The organism is Brevibacillus choshinensis, assembly GCF_016811915.1.
Taxonomy (GTDB): domain Bacteria; phylum Bacillota; class Bacilli; order Brevibacillales; family Brevibacillaceae; genus Brevibacillus; species Brevibacillus choshinensis_A.
This window is the reverse complement of the sequence record NZ_CP069127.1, coordinates 2,360,202-2,377,370: the sequence shown is the minus strand read 5'-3', so window position 1 is coordinate 2,377,370 and position 17,169 is coordinate 2,360,202. Positions and strand designations below refer to the sequence as shown.

The 17,169-nt window shown below is 52.0% G+C and carries 18 protein-coding genes; 2 read left to right on the top strand and 16 right to left on the bottom strand.

Annotated elements, in window-relative coordinates; translation table 11 throughout:
• Positions 1 to 78: 78 nt before the first annotated feature.
• Both JNE38_RS12155 and dxs read right to left on the bottom strand, forming a co-directional pair.
• Positions 79 to 897, bottom strand: coding sequence for a TlyA family RNA methyltransferase (locus JNE38_RS12155; RefSeq protein WP_203356783.1), 819 nt, complete (start codon positions 895 to 897; stop codon positions 79 to 81).
• Positions 894 to 2,777 carry a 1-deoxy-D-xylulose-5-phosphate synthase gene (gene dxs / locus JNE38_RS12150; RefSeq protein ID WP_203356782.1) on the bottom strand — a complete coding sequence of 628 codons (1,884 nt, stop codon included), beginning with the start codon at positions 2,775 to 2,777 and terminating at the stop codon, positions 894 to 896. The genes JNE38_RS12155 and dxs overlap by 4 nt, the downstream gene beginning before the upstream one ends.
• A gap of 308 nt (positions 2,778 to 3,085) precedes the next feature.
• Between dxs and JNE38_RS12145 the strand changes: the two genes are divergently transcribed.
• Together JNE38_RS12145 and JNE38_RS12140 are read left to right on the top strand one after the other, a co-directional pair.
• Positions 3,086 to 4,780, top strand: a complete 1,695-nt coding sequence (locus tag JNE38_RS12145; RefSeq protein ID WP_203356781.1) for a M3 family oligoendopeptidase — start codon at positions 3,086 to 3,088, stop codon at positions 4,778 to 4,780.
• Positions 4,781 to 4,961: 181 nt separating this feature from the next.
• Positions 4,962 to 6,554: a sensor domain-containing diguanylate cyclase gene (locus JNE38_RS12140; protein WP_428993723.1), complete on the top strand. Its 1,593-nt coding sequence runs from the start codon at positions 4,962 to 4,964 to the stop codon at positions 6,552 to 6,554.
• 78 nt (positions 6,555 to 6,632) lie between these two features.
• Here JNE38_RS12140 and JNE38_RS12135 read toward each other — a convergent pair whose 3' ends face one another.
• The 14 genes from JNE38_RS12135 to spoIIIAF form a co-directional block, all read right to left on the bottom strand.
• Positions 6,633 to 7,532 (bottom strand): polyprenyl synthetase family protein, encoded by a 900-nt coding sequence (locus JNE38_RS12135; protein WP_203356780.1) that lies wholly within the window; start codon positions 7,530 to 7,532, stop codon positions 6,633 to 6,635.
• Entirely contained in the window at positions 7,532 to 7,786 is a 255-nt protein-coding gene (xseB, locus tag JNE38_RS12130; RefSeq protein ID WP_203356779.1) for an exodeoxyribonuclease VII small subunit, read from the bottom strand. The genes JNE38_RS12135 and xseB overlap by 1 nt, the downstream gene beginning before the upstream one ends.
• Positions 7,755 to 9,134: an exodeoxyribonuclease VII large subunit gene (gene xseA, locus JNE38_RS12125; protein WP_203356778.1), complete on the bottom strand. Its 1,380-nt coding sequence runs from the start codon at positions 9,132 to 9,134 to the stop codon at positions 7,755 to 7,757. Before xseA ends, xseB begins: the two co-directional genes overlap by 32 nt.
• Before the next feature lie 108 nt (positions 9,135 to 9,242).
• Complete coding sequence (folD, locus tag JNE38_RS12120) at positions 9,243 to 10,097, bottom strand: bifunctional methylenetetrahydrofolate dehydrogenase/methenyltetrahydrofolate cyclohydrolase FolD (RefSeq protein WP_203356777.1); 855 nt, start codon at positions 10,095 to 10,097, stop codon at positions 9,243 to 9,245.
• Between the two features lie 87 nt (positions 10,098 to 10,184).
• On the bottom strand, positions 10,185 to 11,147 hold the full coding sequence (locus tag JNE38_RS12115; RefSeq protein ID WP_203356776.1) for a tRNA (adenosine(37)-N6)-threonylcarbamoyltransferase complex transferase subunit TsaD: 963 nt from the start codon (positions 11,145 to 11,147) through the stop codon (positions 10,185 to 10,187).
• Between the two features lie 19 nt (positions 11,148 to 11,166).
• A complete protein-coding gene (gene nusB, locus JNE38_RS12110; RefSeq protein ID WP_203356775.1) occupies positions 11,167 to 11,571 on the bottom strand; it encodes a transcription antitermination factor NusB in 405 nt (134 codons plus the stop codon).
• Between the two features lie 53 nt (positions 11,572 to 11,624).
• On the bottom strand, positions 11,625 to 11,837 hold the full coding sequence (locus JNE38_RS12105) for a DUF2273 domain-containing protein (protein ID WP_055743473.1): 213 nt from the start codon (positions 11,835 to 11,837) through the stop codon (positions 11,625 to 11,627).
• Positions 11,838 to 11,849: 12 nt separating this feature from the next.
• Positions 11,850 to 12,413, bottom strand: coding sequence for an alkaline shock response membrane anchor protein AmaP (gene amaP / locus JNE38_RS12100; protein ID WP_203356774.1), 564 nt, complete (start codon positions 12,411 to 12,413; stop codon positions 11,850 to 11,852).
• Between the two features lie 122 nt (positions 12,414 to 12,535).
• Positions 12,536 to 12,958, bottom strand: a complete 423-nt coding sequence (locus tag JNE38_RS12095) for an Asp23/Gls24 family envelope stress response protein (RefSeq protein WP_092268129.1) — start codon at positions 12,956 to 12,958, stop codon at positions 12,536 to 12,538.
• Positions 12,959 to 13,026: 68 nt separating this feature from the next.
• Positions 13,027 to 14,382 (bottom strand): acetyl-CoA carboxylase biotin carboxylase subunit, encoded by a 1,356-nt coding sequence (accC, locus tag JNE38_RS12090; protein ID WP_203356773.1) that lies wholly within the window; start codon positions 14,380 to 14,382, stop codon positions 13,027 to 13,029.
• Positions 14,383 to 14,398: 16 nt separating this feature from the next.
• Positions 14,399 to 14,905, bottom strand: coding sequence for an acetyl-CoA carboxylase biotin carboxyl carrier protein (gene accB, locus JNE38_RS12085; RefSeq protein ID WP_203356772.1), 507 nt, complete (start codon positions 14,903 to 14,905; stop codon positions 14,399 to 14,401).
• A gap of 214 nt (positions 14,906 to 15,119) precedes the next feature.
• Positions 15,120 to 15,782 (bottom strand): SpoIIIAH-like family protein, encoded by a 663-nt coding sequence (locus tag JNE38_RS12080; protein WP_203356771.1) that lies wholly within the window; start codon positions 15,780 to 15,782, stop codon positions 15,120 to 15,122.
• 12 nt (positions 15,783 to 15,794) lie between these two features.
• On the bottom strand, positions 15,795 to 16,463 hold the full coding sequence (spoIIIAG, locus tag JNE38_RS12075) for a stage III sporulation protein AG (RefSeq protein WP_203356770.1): 669 nt from the start codon (positions 16,461 to 16,463) through the stop codon (positions 15,795 to 15,797).
• A gap of 31 nt (positions 16,464 to 16,494) precedes the next feature.
• Positions 16,495 to 17,160 carry a stage III sporulation protein AF gene (gene spoIIIAF, locus JNE38_RS12070; RefSeq protein ID WP_203356769.1) on the bottom strand — a complete coding sequence of 222 codons (666 nt, stop codon included), beginning with the start codon at positions 17,158 to 17,160 and terminating at the stop codon, positions 16,495 to 16,497.
• Positions 17,161 to 17,169: the final 9 nt, after the last annotated feature.

Below are 17,169 nucleotides of genomic sequence, written 5' to 3'. Positions count from 1 at the left end.
TTATACAAGTATACAACTTCTCTTGCATAAATAAAAAGCCTCGATTCGGACAAAACTCCCGAGGCTTTGTAACTTTCCTTATTTTAACACGGCGTGAGCAGAAGCGACTACCTCAGTTACCAGTTTCAGCCACTCCTCCGAATCCAGTCCCGCGTCGCTTTTTGCAGCATGCATGACGAATTCAATATTGCCTTCTCCCCCTGTGATCGGGGAAAAATCCAAACCTTTGAGTGCGAACCCAAGACCTCGTGCAAATTCGCCGATGTCTGTCAAAACGGCTTGATGCGTCTCTGGGTCGCGTACAATGCCATTTTTCCCGACCTTCTCCTTGCCTGCCTCAAACTGCGGCTTCACAAGAGCGACCACGTCTCCCCCCTGCTTGAGAAAGCGGTACAAAACCGGCAATATCAAACGCAAGGATATGAAGGATACATCGATGGACGCCGAGTCAGGCATCTCATGGTCAAACGTTTCGGGATCCAGATGACGGAAATTGGTTCGCTCCATCACGACGACCCGCTCGTCCTGCCGCAGGCTCCAGGCCAATTGACCGTAGCCCACGTCGATCGCATAAACGAGACGCGCACCATGCTGCAGGGCACAGTCCGTAAATCCCCCGGTGGATGCACCGATATCCATCATGACCCGATTCGTCATGTCGATCCCAAATACCCGCAATGCTTTTTCCAGCTTGAGTCCACCCCGCCCGACATAGGGATGGACCTCGCCCTTGACCGTGATGGCGACATCCTCCGGGAATTTGGTTCCCGGCTTGTCACACCGCTCGCCAGCCACTTGCACGAGCCCGGCCATCACTGCCGCTTTTGCTTTTTCTCTCGTTTCGTACAAGCCCCGCTCCACGAGCAGGACATCTACGCGTTCTTTTCGTATGCTCATGCTTCCACTACGCCCTTCGAAGGCATCAAAGCGCGCACGCGGGAAGCGATGTCCTCTGCCGTGAGTCCTACTTCTAGCCGTTGTTCTTTGACACTGCCGTGCTCGACAAAATAGTCTGGTACGGCAACCATTTCCACATGCACATCGTCACAGCCGGCACGATTGTAGCATTCGAGTACAGCGGTGCCGAAGCCGCCCATCTCCGAACCTTCCTCTACGGTAATGATCCGATAGCCTTCATGAGCGAGACGCAGCAACAGCTCTTCGTCCAACGGCTTGCAGAAGCGTGCATTGATCAGCATTGGCTCGAAGCCTTCAGCACGAAGCTGTTTCGCTGCCTGCTCGGCAACCTCGAAGATATGGCCAAAGGATACGATGGCAACGTGCTTGCCCTCTTCCACAATTTCCGCTTTACCGATTGGGAGCACCTTCAGATCTTCGTCCATTTCCACTCCCCGTGCTGGCAAACGCGGGTAACGGTAGGAAATGGGGCCGTCTTCGTACACAGCTGCTGTTTTCATCATGTGACGCAGCTCATTCTCGTCTTTTGGAGCCATGATGACCATGTTGGGAATGATTCGCATGAAAGCCGTATCGTACATCCCTTGATGAGTCTCCCCGTCCGCGCCAACCAATCCCGCACGGTCCACCGCAAAGACGACATTCAGCTTTTGACGCGCTACATCGTGAATCAGCTGATCGTATGCCCGCTGCAAAAACGTGGAGTAAATGGCCAGGACGGGCTTTAAGCCCTGTGTCGCCAGACCCGCTGCAAAGGTACAAGCATGCTGCTCCGCAATACCTACGTCAAACAATCGATCTGGATATTTCTGTCCGAATGGAATCAATCCGGAGCCTGCAGGCATTGCCGGCGTAACGGCTACGATCCTCTGATCCTCACTCGCCAGCTTCATCATCGTATCAGCGAAGATGGACGTATACGTCGGCGCTGATTTCGGTGTATCTCCAGACTCGATCTTATAGGTGCCGATCCCGTGCCATTTGACAGAGTCCGCTTCAGCCGGGGCATACCCTTTTCCTTTTTTCGTAATCGCATGAATCAGGACTGGCCCTTTTGTCTGCTTCGCTGTCTTCATTGTATCCAGCAGAAGACCTATGTCATGGCCATCAATCGGACCGATGTACGTAAATCCGAGTTCTTCGAATAGAACGCCGGAAACCAGCAAATACTTCATGCTGTCCTTGAAGCGCTCGGCCATGTTCGCCAATTTCCCGCCAACCGCCGGGATGGATTTCAAAAGCCCCTCCAGCTCATCCTTGGCCCATTGATAATTCTCGGTGGAACGCAATTTGCCCAAATAGTTATGCAAAGCCCCCACATTTGGAGCGATTGACATCTCATTGTCATTCAGTACGACAATCACATTTTTGCGCTCATGACCGATATGGTTCAGTGCTTCGAGCGCCATTCCGCCTGTCAGTGCTCCATCCCCGATCACGGCAACCACGTGATTTTTTTCTTTTTTCAGGTCCCGTGCCGTTGCCATCCCCATCGCAGCAGACAAAGATGTACTGCTGTGCCCGGTTTCCCAGACGTCATGAGGACTTTCGATCATTTTTGGAAACCCGCACAATCCTTTGTATTGACGCAGAGTCGGGAACATCTCACGGCGCCCCGTCAACATTTTATGTACATACGCCTGATGGCCCACGTCCCAAATCAATTTGTCCCTAGGGCTTTCAAAAGCATAGTGCAGGGCCAGCGTCAGCTCGACCACGCCGAGATTTGGAGCCAAATGGCCGCCTGTTTTGGACAGATTCTCTACGAGAAACTGGCGGATTTCTGTTGCCAACGTATATAGCTGCGGCTGTGAGCACTTTTTCAAATCTTGAGGATCATTTATGGTAGTCAGCAGCATGGGTATTCCTCACTTTCCACTGTTCGTTCTCCGGCGATTGTGCGTGCTGCAATCCAATCCAACCCATGGAAAACTCGGCTCCCCCTTTGGGCAGAGCCTACATATCACGCTTCGTTTACGCTTGCTTCATTATAACGGTTTCTATACAAAAACACCACTTTTCATCCATATCCATGAATGCACTCGCAACCGCCACCCAGCTTCTGGAAAAAATAACGAGCTTCTGTTTGCTTACTTATTGCAATAACAAATTCTTACACATTAAAATATAATGGATCGGAAAATTTTGAAGGTGAGGTGGAGCCTCCATGAAGTTTTCTCAAATAGCTTATGAACGAGTCGATATGGATCAAGTGCAGCAGCGATTTGACCAGCTTTTGGCTTCTTTCCAGGAAGCTGCAAGCTTTGAAGCGCAAGACAAGGTGATGGGACAGCTGATCCAGCTGCGTCAAGAAGTGGAATCTGCACGGGAAGTCGCACAGATCCGCCATACCATCAATACGGAGGACCCTACCTACAAAGAGGAACAGGATTATTGGGATGAAGTAGGACCCATGTACCAAGGACTCATCTCCCGTTACTACGAGGCGATCGTCCACTCCCGATTCCGTCCTCAGCTTGAGGAAAAATGGGGAGCACAGCTCTTTCGCATAGCCAATACTACCCTCACGACCTTTTCGCCAGACGTCGTGGGTGATCTGCAGGAAGAAAACAAGCTGGTCAGCCGGTATGTCGCACTGATCGCTTCCGCTAAAATCCAGTTTGACGGCGAGGAGCGGACGATCCCGCAGCTGATCCCCTTCCAGAGCTCACAGGACAGAGAGACACGCAAACGCGCCCACGAGGCGAAATACGCATTTTTTAAAACCCATTCGGAAGAGCTAGACCGCATTTTCGACGATTTGGTCAAGGTCCGCTCCCGGATTGCAGAGAAGCTCGGATTTTCTAACTTCGTGGAGCTGGCTTATGCGCGCCTCAATCGAACCGACTACAGCGCGGAGCACGTAGCCAATTTCCGCAAGCAAGTTTACGAGCACATCGTTCCTGTCGCTTCGAAGCTTGCAGAGCGGCAGCGTGAGCGCATCGGTGTCGATGTTATGAAGTACTACGATCTGGGCTTCGACTTCGCTACAGGGAATCCGACGCCAAAGGGGTCCCCCGAGTGGATCGTCGAAAACGGCAAAAAGATGTATGCCGAGCTTTCATCGGAAACGGATGAATTTTTCTCTTTCATGCTGGAAAACGATTGCCTCGACCTGCTCAGTAAAAAGGGAAAAGCAAATGGGGGCTACTGCACATACATCAGCCGATACGAGCTGCCGTACATATTCGCGAATTTCAATGGCACCTCTGGAGACATTGACGTCCTGACCCACGAAGCAGGGCACGCGTTTCAGGTATATGTAAGTCGCGGGTTCGAAGTCCCGGAGTATCATTTCCCGACTTACGAAGCCTGTGAAATTCACTCCATGAGCATGGAGTTTTTGACCTGGCCCTGGATGGAGCTGTTCTTTCAGGAGGATACGGAGAAGTACAAATTCTCGCACTTGGAAAGCGGGCTCACCTTCATTCCGTATGGGGTGGCCGTAGACGAGTTCCAGCATGCGATCTATGAAAATCCGGAGATGACTCCCGCGGAGCGGAAACAAACATGGCGCCAAATTGAACGTAAATACCTCCCTCATCGCAATTACGACGAAAATGAATTCCTCGAGGAAGGCGGCTTCTGGCAGCAGCAAGGCCACATCTATCGCGACCCGTTCTATTACATCGACTACACATTGGCCCAAATTTGCGCCTTCCAATTCTGGAAGCGTGCCCAGGAAAATCGCGAACAGGCTTGGGAGGATTACCTGACCTTGTGTCGTGAAGGCGGCAGCAAGTCGTTTACGGAGTTGGTCAAAGTCGCAAAGCTCTATTCTCCGTTTGAAGATGGGTGCGTCCAGTCCGTAATAGGTGACATTCATGCTTGGCTCGACAGCGTGAACGACAAGGCACTATAAAAAAAGATATCCAAATCAAACAGTGTGCTACGGTGCTATCCGGTGCGCACTGTTTTTTTTCATATTCCTTATGAAAATTTCGCTATTTACATATAGATCAAATGCCATGAATGGATTAAAATGATAGAGTTTTGATCATTTTTGTCCGCATTGCATTTATGGAACTTGAGGGGGTTGTTTGATCGCCGTGCTACCCAGAAAGAAAGATGAGCAAAGGCAAAACATTAGTTTGACGACACTTTTGACGGGACTCGTATCCCTTTCCGTTTTACTCACTTTGACGATTCTGTTAATGGCCTCCTACCAATCGAAAAAAAAATCACTGATCGACACGACACTTACCTTGAATTACTCTAGCGCGGTAAAGATGAGTCAGACCATCGACTCTTTGTTTATCTCCATGCAAAACAGCCTGCGCTATTCCGCCTCCATCCTTACCAACATGAACGCCATGCCTGCTGAAGAGATTTCCTCTACCTTGGAGCTATTGCGCAACAGCAGCAATTACTTCAATTCCATTGCCTTGGTGGATGAAACGGGATTAATCCGCAGCGTGTCTCCGAAATCACTCGGCACAGGTGGCAAGCATATCGTGACAGAAGAAGCGAGAGCCGCATTGACCTTGAAAAAGCCGTACGTCTCCAGACCCTACATTTCCACTGCTTCTGGACGGCTCATGGTATTCATGAGCGAGCCCATTTACGATCATAACGGCATGTACCGCGGTTACATAGGAGGATCCCTTTACCTCCAGGAAAAAAACGTAATGAACATGATCTTCGCGAACAACCCTTTGGACGAGCTAGGCTCCTATTTTTACATCGTAGGATCTAACGGACATGTGCTGTTCCACCGCGACAAAAATCGAATCGGTGAGGATATCAGTGAGAATCAGGTTGTCAAAAAGCTTCTGCAGCATAGAAACGGTCGTGAAGAGTCGGTTAACCTGAGAGGGGAAGAGCTGCTAGCGGGTTACGTAAATGTCCCTGCTAACGGTTGGGGGGTCGTCGTCGTGTCGCCGATCCGTGTCATTACCGAACAACTGAACGCGCAAATTCTCGCTATTCTCTTGTATACCTTGACTCCGTTTGCACTGTTGATGTTGGTGGTCATCCTGTTAGCACGCCGTCTGGCACAGCCTTTTGTTTCACTTGCCAACCTCGTGGGCAAAATCGGCACGGAGAAGGTGGAGCTCCCCGAAGGAGGGCGGCATTGGAACAGAGAGGCAAATTTGCTGACAGATGCCATACGCTATGCCGTCAGAGAGATTGCCAAACAAACCGATCAATTGACACTGGAAGCGATGACGGATCCGTTAACCGGATTGACAAATCGAAGAACACTTGAAGCAATCATGCAGAAATGGCTCGAGGAGGAAACCTCCTTTTCCATTATCATGATGGATATAGACAGGTTTAAATCCATCAATGACACCTACGGTCATCAGGCTGGGGACGACGTGTTGAAGCATTTTGCGAATATCATCGCCTCCTCCATCAGGCCGGGTGATGTGTGCTGTCGGTACGGCGGAGAAGAATTCATCGCTCTCATCCCCCACGCTTCCTCCAGAGAGGCTTACTGGGTGGCGGAGCGCATACGCAACACCCTCGAACAACGTTCGAATCCTGTAGGGAAAACCATTACTGTCTCCCTGGGGATCTCTCACTGCCCCACCCACTCTACTTCGGCTGAAGCGTTGATTCAATTGGCAGACCAAGCCCTGTATCGGGCTAAGAATTCAGGCAGAAACCAAACCATCACAGCTGATAACTAGCGTGCCGCTACGCATGCTCCAATCCGGCACCATATAGGAAAAAGCCCGAATCACATTCGGGCCTTTTCTCGTTCTGTGCTATTTTTTGCGATCCCGAACATAATCAGCCAAAGGACTCAATGCGGAGTGCGCAAAGCCCGCATCCTTGAGCGCCGCTTTTGCTTCGGTGATAAGTGCATCCAACCGCGCTTTGGACTCGGCAAGACCCAAAATGGACGGATACGTCGCCTTTTGTCGCTCCGCATCGCTGCCGACAGCTTTTCCCAGCTCGGCTGCGTCACCTTCTACATTCAAAATATCGTCCTGAATCTGGAAGGCCAGTCCAATGCAATATCCGTAACGAGTCAGCTTTTCCATTTGCTGTTCACTGGCTTCAGCCAAGTAGCCGCCTCCACGCAGGGCAGCGATCAACAAATCCCCCGTTTTGTGTTCATGGATAAACTCCAGTTCATGCAGCTCAAGGGACTTGCTTTCCCCTTCGATATCAGCCATTTGACCGCCAACCATTCCCGTTGCACCCGCTCGTTTGCCCAGCTCCGCGATCAGATTCACGATCGTGTGAGCTGAAACGTCCAGGCGTCCCCGATACGCTTCGGCGATATGGGAAAACGCACGGGTGAGCAGCGCATCCCCTGCAAGAATGGCAGTTGCTTCCCCGTATACCTTATGATTGGTCGGTTTGCCCCGGCGCAGATCGTCATCATCCATGGCTGGCAGATCGTCGTGAATAAGCGAATAGGTATGGATCATCTCCAGTGCCACCGCAAAAGGAACTCCTCGCTCTATCGGCTTGCCCATCGCTTCCAGCACAGCCAGAACAAGCATCGGGCGCAGCCTTTTGCCACCCGCCATCAGGGAGTACTTCATCGATTCATACAGAGCTGCCGGGACGCCTTCCCGCTCGAGAGCAGGAGTCAATTTACCCTCGATATAGGCGGTCTTTTCAGCCAGATATGTATCAAACGTGTCCACAGCCATCACGCTTCTCCTTCCACGCGAAAAGCTTTTTGCTTCAGCATGCCGTCTTCTTCCACGAGTTGGGTGATTTTCGCTTCGATCGCATCGAGCTTTTGGCCGCAAATCCGGGAAAGGGTGACCCCTTCCTGATAAAGGGTGATCGCCTCTTCCAGCGGGATGTCGCCTTCTTCCAGCCTCATCACGACCACTTCCAGCCGTTTCATCGCTTCTTCAAACTGCATATCAATCTCTTGGTCTGCTTTCTTTCGAGCCATCGTGCTTCTCCTCCCGATCGATCTGTTCCACGCGTGCAGTCGCGGTTCCATCGCTTAATCGTACCACGAGCTCATCACCGCTCGCAAATTGCTCTACGGATTTGACAATCTGGCCATTGGCATAGACGAGGGAAAACCCTCTTTGCATGACCTTCAGCGGGCTTAGCGCATCCAGCTGGGCGACTTTTGACGAAAAGCTCAGCTGCTTCTCCATCCATTTTCTGCGCATCCGATCATCGAGCCGCGCCCGTACCGTCAGCACTTGTTTTCGGCGCTCCCCCACCTGATCTGCCAACCGATATCGCTTGATTCGCTCGGCAAGCCGATCATAGCGCTCTTTTCGCAGGGTGAGCAGATGCTTCATCGACTGTTTCATCCGCAGCTGCGCACGGTCGAGGCGCTCGGCTGCCTCTTCCAGGCGACGCTGCGGCTGGCGCATCGCGTACGAATGGCTCAATTGAGTCAAGCGCTTTCGTTGATCCGTGATTCGGTTGTGGACGGCTCGATGTATCCGGGCATCAAACTGACGGACTCTCTCTACCCACTCGAGGTAGTGCGGAACGGCTAGCTCAGCTGCCGCCGTTGGGGTCGCGGCCCGCACATCCGCTACGAAATCCGCGATCGTCACATCCGTTTCGTGCCCCACCGCAGAGATGACAGGGATCATGGAAGCCGCAATCGCCCTCGCGACCTGCTCATCGTTGAACGCCCACAATTCCTCGATCGAGCCGCCCCCGCGCCCCACGATCAACACATCGATGTCCGGCTGGGAGTTGATCATCCGAATGGCTGAAATAATGGAAGCCGGTGCTTCGACACCCTGCACGACGGCAGGAGAAAGCACAATCTCAGCCTGCGGATACCTACGGCGAATGGTTGTGCAAATATCACGAATGGCAGCTCCCGTCGGCGAGGTAACGACGCCGACTCTTTTCGGGAAACGGGGAAGCGGTCGTTTTCGCTCTGCCGCAAACAACCCTTCCACTGCAAGCTTTTCTTTAAGCTGCTCGAAAGCCAAATAAAGAGATCCCAGTCCATCCGGCTGCATCTCTTTCGCGTAAAGCTGATAGGCCCCGTCCCGTTCAAAGGCAGAAATGGAACCACGGACGATTGCTTTGGTGCCATCTTTGGGCAAAAACCGCAGGAAACGATTATAGCTGGCAAACATCACGACCTTGATCCGCGATTGGTTATCTTTGAGGGTAAAGTACATATGTCCGCTTGAATGGTGTGTAAAGTTGGAAATCTCTCCGCGCACCCATACATCCTGGAGGCGGGGGTCCTTCTCGAGCACCATCTTGATGTAGCGATTGAGATCACTGACAGATAAGATATTCTGAATGGCCATTCGCCGTCCTCCTTTGCAAACCTGGCTTGCTTCTTTCTTCGAAGTTTCTTATGTATGAAAAAGGAAATGGATAAAGTAGTTCGCTTTACCCATTTCCATGTCAGCAGGTTATCGGCTGGCCTGCTTGCGCGCTGCAGCAACCGTGTTTTTGAGAAGCATCGTGATTGTCATCGGACCTACGCCACCTGGAACAGGCGTCAAGAAGCTAGCGACGTCCTTCACTTCGTCGAACTTGACATCGCCCACGAGCTTGCCGGTTTCAATCCGGTTTACCCCGACGTCGATCACGACGGCCCCTGGCTTCACGTGCTGGGCGCCAATCATGTGCGCGCGTCCCGTCGCTACTACGAGAATATCCGCTTTCCGAGTAAACTCCTCGAGGTTTTGCGTGCGGGAATGACACATGGTAACCGTTGCATTTTCCTGCTGCAGCAGGAGTGAGACAGGTTTGCCCACGATGTTGCTGCGACCGATTACGACGGCGTGTTTCCCGGCGATTTCCGTACCCGTCCGCTTGATCAGCTCGATAATCCCATGCGGAGTGCATGGCAGGAAGGTCTCATTGCCGAGCACCATGTTTCCGACACTGATCGGATGGAATCCATCTACATCTTTATCCGGGTGGATCGCCTCAATGACCGCACTCTCGGAGATATGCTTCGGCAGAGGCAGTTGAACCAAGATCCCACTAACGTTCGGATTTTCGTTCAATTGTTGGATGATCGCCAGCAGTTCTTCCTCTGTCGTGGAAGCATCCTTCAAGATCACTTCAGAGGCAATACCTACTTCCTCACAGCCTTTCGACTTGCCTCTCACATACGATTGAGAAGCCGGGTCATCCCCGACTAAAACGACAGTCAAACCAGGCGTAACGCCTTGTTTTTTCAGTTCGCTCACTTCATTTGCCAGTTCGGCACGAATGCTTTGCGCTACTTCTTTTCCTTGAACAATAATGGCAGCCATGGAGAAAAAGCCTCCTTCATAACGTCGATACCACTAGTGTACCGATTTCACGATGACCTGTAAAGCCGAATCATAAAAAGTTCATTATTATTTAATGTTCGTCTTTTGCTTCATCCACCCTAACATCGCCACTCCGTACGCATTGTCCCCAGAGTAAACCGGATCACAAAAGTACAGCTTGGCTTTCACTGCCGGGTGCTCCAGGCGTTTGATCAATCGCTCACGCATGTACTGGTTTGCCGCTACGCCTCCCACAATCAGGATATCCTTTGGCAAGCCTTGCTCAACCGCATGGCGCAATGCTTTTTCCAGCGTATTGGCGATGCATTGCTCAGTAGCGCGTGCAATCTCAGCCGGACTGATCTGGCCAGCCTGAATCGTACGAAGCAGCGAAGCTTCCGGGCCGGAGAAACTGAAAGTAAGTCCTTCCACGGATGAAGAAATCCGAAACTCTCCCGCCGCTCCCTTGGCGAGCTCTTCCAGCTGCGGGCCCGCCGGAAAAGAGAGGCCCAAAGCTACGCCGATGCGGTCAACCAATTGCCCCGCATGCAGATCGATGGTCCCTCCGACCTTTTCGATGCTGTACCCGGCAGCATGTCGCTCACACAATAGCAGCTCACTCGTCCCGCCAGAAAGATGCACCGCAAGGAATCGATCCTGACTGGGTCTTTTCTCAGCTGTGTACTCGCCCGCGGCGATGTGTCCTTCCTGGTGAGTCGTCAAATGCAATGGTACCCGCAAATAGGTCGCGAGCGATTTCCCCAATCCTTCTCCTACCTTGAACACAGGCATGTAGGAGCTGTCGACCGGACGCGGCTTTTCACTGACGCAAATCGCTTCGATCTCATATTCGGTCCACTTCATTTGCTCGCTTAATTCCGGCAAGTTCATCACATGTTGAAAGACGGCTTCGGATTGCTGCAGTCCGCGCTTTCCCTCCTTCACTTTCAGGAGGCGCTTTGCTTCTGCTACAATTCGGCCGTCTTCCTGAGCCAAGCACAGTGATGTCCGGTAATTGCTCGTATCAATGCCCAACATTACCTTAGTCATGCCCCGGTCCCCTGCCTGTTTACGCCTGTGCAGTCTCACGAGCCTGAAGGAAGCTGGACAGAACGCCGTTGATGTAGCGGTGGGATTGCTCATCGCTAAAGAGCTTCGCAATTTCAATCGCTTCGTTCATGACGACCTTGTCAGGTGTCTCTGCTTCAAACATGATCTCGTAGAAAGCCAGACGAAGTATCGCGCGGTCTACATTCGCAATCCGTTCCAGCTGCCAGCCGCGCAGGTATTTTTTGATCTCGGCATCGATCGCATCCAGATTGTTCATGACGCCATCCACCAGATAACGCAAAAACTGGGAATTCTCTTGGGAATCCTCCATGACCAAAGCGACTGCTTCCGTCACGGGAACCTCTGCCATATCGATCTGGAAAAGACATTGGACTGCTTTTTCTCGTGCTGTTCTTCGCTTCATTCCATTCACCCTACAATTAAATTTGCGTTCGGGAGCGCCTCCCGTAACCTCCGTTACCGAAACTTGCCTGGCAAGATCCGATCCAGGATCTCCCGCAAGTCTTCTTTATGATCCAGCTTTCGCCCGATATAATATCCGGTACCGATAAAGACAACAAACACCAGTGTATCCCAAAAGCCCACGAGAAGGTAGATGATCCCGAAAATAAATCCGGCGAGTATCCCCAATAGCTTCCCCTTGTGCTCCCACAATAACTCCCATATCATGGCTCTCACCTTCTATTCCACACGTCTGCGTGCCGCATAGTTCTCTTGCTGAGCCACTTCCGTCACGACTACCGCCACTTCGGAAATCACGACGCCTGCAATTCCTTCTACCTGATCTTTGACGTCCTGCTGCAGCTTCTGCGTCAGATCGGGCAACGGTGTCTCGCCATCCACAGAGACGCGCATCGTAATGATGTTCCCGCTCTCCAACGACTTGACATTGGTCTTGATATCACGCACTCCTTTTACTCTTCGCGCAGCACGCTCTGCAATCGTCTGGATCGTCTGGATAGTGATATTGACTTCACCCAAATCGCTGCGCTGACGGATCCCGCGATCCACTTTGGGCTTCGTTCTGCGGAATGAACTGAAAAAGAAGCGAAGGCTGACAACGAGGAAGATAATCGCAACGATGAGATAAGCAAGATTGGTTCCCGAGAGCATCTGTTCCACATAAGGGCGGAAAACTTCCGGAGAAATCAAGCCGCTCGTCGCCGCAATCGCGATGCAGGAGGCAATGATCAGCGCAAAACTGTAGATCGTCAAGATAAACCGGTCGAACAAGTTCACATGCATCTCTCCTTCAGCTATGTTTGTCTACCATCAAACATAGCTCGTTCAAAGGTTGACAGACCTTTCGTAGAGGTTTATGAGGAAAATGCCCCCTGTAAGTAGGGGGCATCCATCCGTTGCCTTTGTTAGCGCACGCGCTGGTAATCTTCCACCACAGCAGTTGCAGCTGCAGGCGCTTTTTCTTCCGCTTTCAGCTCTACATCTACGATATGTACATTTACTTCAACCACCGAGAGACCTGTCATGCTCTCGATCGCATTGCGCACACTATCTTGAATATTTCGAGCGACATCCGGGATGCGGTGTCCGTATTTTACAATAATCGATACATCCACAGCTGCTTCACGAGAGCCCACTTCTACGCGTACTCCGCGAGCAATATTTTTACGGCCTAATCGTTCCGCTATTTCCCCTACGAAACCGCCGCTCATCTGTGCTACTCCTTCGACTTCGGACGCAGCCATGCCGGCGATCACTTCCAAGACTTCGGGAGCGATCTGGACCTTTCCAAGTTCTGTTCTATCTAAATCTGGAGAAAATTCTTCCACGCTTCGCACCTCCCTTTGGATTTGTATTCCATTATACCAAGCGCTCTGTCTTTTTACAAATGAGCGTCTTACTCCTCATCGAGGTTCAGCTCATGCGTTTCCAGGAACTTCGTATCGAACTGACCGCTCACAAACACCTCATGCTCGAGCACCTTCAGGTGGAACGGAATCGTCGTCGTGATCCCTTCTACGACAAACTCACCGAGAGCACGTTTCATGCGCTCGATAGCCTCGTTGCGGTCTTTCCCCCACACGATCAGCTTGGCAATCATCGAATCGTAATAAGGAGGAATGGAATAACCGGAGTAGGCAGCGCTATCCACGCGAACGCCAAAGCCACCTGGCGCCAGGTACTCTGTGATGCGTCCCGGGGACGGCATGAAGTTTTTCGCTGGGTTCTCCGCATTGATCCGGCACTCGATCGCCCAACCGTCCAGCACGATATCCTCTTGCGTAAAGGACAACGGCTGTCCGGCAGCTACCGTCAGCTGCTCCTTGATCAAGTCAAAGCCCGTTACGAGCTCCGTCACGGGATGCTCCACCTGAATGCGGGTGTTCATTTCCATGAAATAGAACTTGCCGTGTTTGTCCAGGAGGAATTCAACCGTTCCCGCGCCGTGGTAATTGACCGCTTTGGCAGCCGCCACAGCCGCCTCACCCATTTGCTTGCGCAGTTCCTCACTGAGCGCAGGCGATGGGGCTTCTTCAATCAGCTTCTGGTGACGGCGCTGGATGGAGCAGTCACGCTCTCCCAGATAGACGGCATTTCCATGCTTGTCTGCCATCACTTGAATTTCCACGTGGCGTGGACCTTCTACGAATTTTTCGAGATACACACCCGGGTTGCCGAACGCAGTTTTTGCTTCGTTCTGCGCTTGACGGATCGCTTTTTCCAGATCTTCGTCATCTACAGCCACGCGCATTCCGCGGCCGCCGCCACCGGCTGTAGCCTTTACCATGACGGGATAGCCAATTTCTTTTGCCGTCTTGATGGCGTCTGCGACGTCCTCGATCAGACCTTCCGTTCCCGGAACAGTCGGTACACCTGCCGCTTTCATCGTATCTTTGGCGGTAGATTTATCTCCCATGCCCACGATGGCATCCGGATCTGGTCCGATGAACGTAATATTGCAAGCCGCACAAATCTCGGCAAAGTCAGCGTTTTCCGCCAAAAACCCATAACCGGGATGGATGGCATCAGCGCCCACCTTGGTCGCTACGCTCATGATGTTTGCTATATTCAAATAGCTGTCCTTGGATGCTTTCGGACCAATACAGTAGGCTTCGTCGGCCATTTTCACATGAAGCGCTTCACGATCCGCTTCGGAGTAGACAGCGACCGTACGAATGCCCAGCTCGCGGCACGCACGGATGACCCGCACAGCAATTTCCCCGCGGTTGGCAATCAATACTTTCTGAAACATTTCGCTCTCCCCCACCTTATTCTGGCTTCACCAAAAACAACGGCTGACCGTATTCAACCAATTGTCCATCTTCGACGAGAACCTTTACGATCTCGCCGTTTACTTCTGCTTCGATCTCGTTGAACAGCTTCATCGCTTCCACGATGCAAACGACTTTGCTCGCATTCACTTTGTCGCCCGCTTGTACGTAAGCCGGCTTGCCCGGTTCTGGTGCGCTGTAGAAAGTACCTACCATCGGAGATACGATCTTGTGCAGGTTGGCATCGTCAGAAGCCGGCGCTGCAGGAGCAGCTTTCGGAGCTTCAGCAGCCACTGGCGCTGCTGCCGGTGCTGCCGCTACAGGTGCAACTGCAACTGGCGCTGCTACTGGAGCCTGTACAACAGGCTGAGATACGACCACTGTTTCAGTACCGGCAGACTTTCTCAGCGTTACTTTTGCGCCTTCTGTCTCCAGCTTAAATTCATTAATGGAAGATTGATCAATCAGCTTAATAATTTCTCGGATTTCATGAATTTTCAACACGAATGAGCACTCCTTCGTTTCGTTAGATGTTCCCGGGTGGCTATATATGTATCAAGAGCAAAGCATAAATCCATGGTAGCCTCTAGCCCATATCACGTCAAGAAAGGATTTCCCCGCTTCCTTCTGAGAAGAAGTGAGGAAATCCTTACCATCATGCCCGTTTCTTCCTATCCTTATAACGGCAATCTTATCCACTCAGATGTTGCTTCGGGCCTTATGTCGTCTTGTATTGGACGGTTACGTTGGTTGCTGGAACATTCAATTGCTGCTTCACTTGTGCGATGATATCCACCGCTTCGTTCGCACTCAGCTTATCTTTTTGCACGATGACCGTAACTTTGTCATTTTGCACGAAGACGACTGCATCCTGATAGCCGTTTGCCTTCAGCATTTCTTCAATGTTGGTCGTGGCGTTTTCTTGCGTGGAGAGCTGTTCGTATTTCGTCCGCGCATCCGCTACGGCTTGGGCGGAAGACTCAGAGCTGCTGATAATGGCGAGCTGTTCATCTTTTTGCTGCTGGAGCTGTGCTTCCCGCTTCATTTTGTAGCCTTGGAAGATCTCGCTCGATGTCTCCGCCACTGGAGCGACAGCGTTTCCTACCGATTGCTCTGGCGTTGGCTTCGTTTGGGTGTCAGCCGGTTGACCGGATGCTACCTGCTTTTCATTTTTAGCATTGACCGGAGTCGCTTGCGGCGGCTGCTCCACCTGTTTGGACTCGACTAACACACCCGAGATTTGCTCCTGCTTTTCGACCGCCTGCTGCTGGCCTGAGGTCGGCATCTGGTCTTGCGGACCTTTCACCAGGTAATACCCAGACAATACCACCATTACCGCCAGCATCGTCAACAACCATACAGTTTGCTTGCGCAGAATCATTCGCATTACCTCCTACCCTTTTTTGGGCAAAATGGATATTTTGTAGGCGGGAACATCCAAAACCTTTTGGACGGCTTCGGTAATCCACGCCTTGACCTGGATGTTATCGGCGCCCTTCGCGACAACGAGGACCCCTCTGACGCGCGGTTTCACCGTCTTAACGATGACAGGCTGATCTTGCTTGCCTCCCTGAACGATGACGACTTCGGAATCTCTCGTCTGATCGTTCTGATTGCGCGTCGCTCTGTCTTTGTCCATCTCCTGGTTGGTGGAAGAGCGGTTGTTGCGGTTTTCTGCCATGATGATTTCCGGTGTCGACTCCAGGTTGACCATGACCTCTACCTCTCCGACTCCCACGACGCTTGTGAGGATTTCCCGCAGCTGCGTCGAGTAGTTGTTTTCATACTCCTCGATGATATCCGGTGCAGGTGAGCCTCCCAATGCAGGGGCTGCCGAATCGCTTTCTGTTCCGCTGCCGAACCATCCAGTGCTTTGAGCAGGCGGAGCTCCCCCACCCCCGCCACTGCCGAGTCCAAGCGGCTGATCCTTCTCTACACGGAGAAAATCGGTCAAGATCATCGCCGCGATCCCAATTCCCAAAACGACAATCAAGTAGTGGAGCGGCTTCAGCTTTTTGTTGCCACTGTTTCCTTCCCACAGCTTCTTGAGCTTTTCCAGCATTTCTCTCACCTCGCTTTCCCGGACACATCCGTTACTGTCTTTCTCTTTGTCTGGACTCGTCCTTCACGACCACCTGATCGCTCGCAAGTCCCCATTGTTTGGCTATATCGTCAGCAATCTTCACGTACGTCGGATTCTGAGTCCGCGAAGCTGCTTCGATGTCGATTCGGGAATCCGTCACATTTGGCGACTCCCCTATCTGGATCGAGACCGGAGCAATCGGCTGGATGGGAGCGACAGCATGCGTTGTCTCCTGCCCCGTTTCTCCCAGCGTAAGCTCTATTCTCTCGATCGAAGGCTGGCTCGGATCCTGGTTGTTCACCTTGATCACCACACGCTGCACATCCAAGCCGTACTCCTCTTTCACTCGCGCTTTCACAGCCGTCTCGATTTGGGACTGCACATAGTCTGTCACCTGTTCGTCCTGCTGGCCGAGCAGCTTGTCGGTGACGCGCTTCCATTCCACTGCCGCCGGTTTGTTCAGCTCTTGCTGATACCGATCCAGCCTCAGCGCCAGCTCATCCTGCGACAGGCTGAACAACGAAAACACCGGGGAGATGATCGTCAGCAGGAGGATGAGTCCCATGACCATCTTGACGTAACGCTGCAAGGTCGTATTTGGCAAAATCAGATCGAGAAAAGCGGCCAAGAGCACGAGCAAGATGATTTTTTTCAGCCAGAGCGTAAGCCAGGTCATTTGGATCAC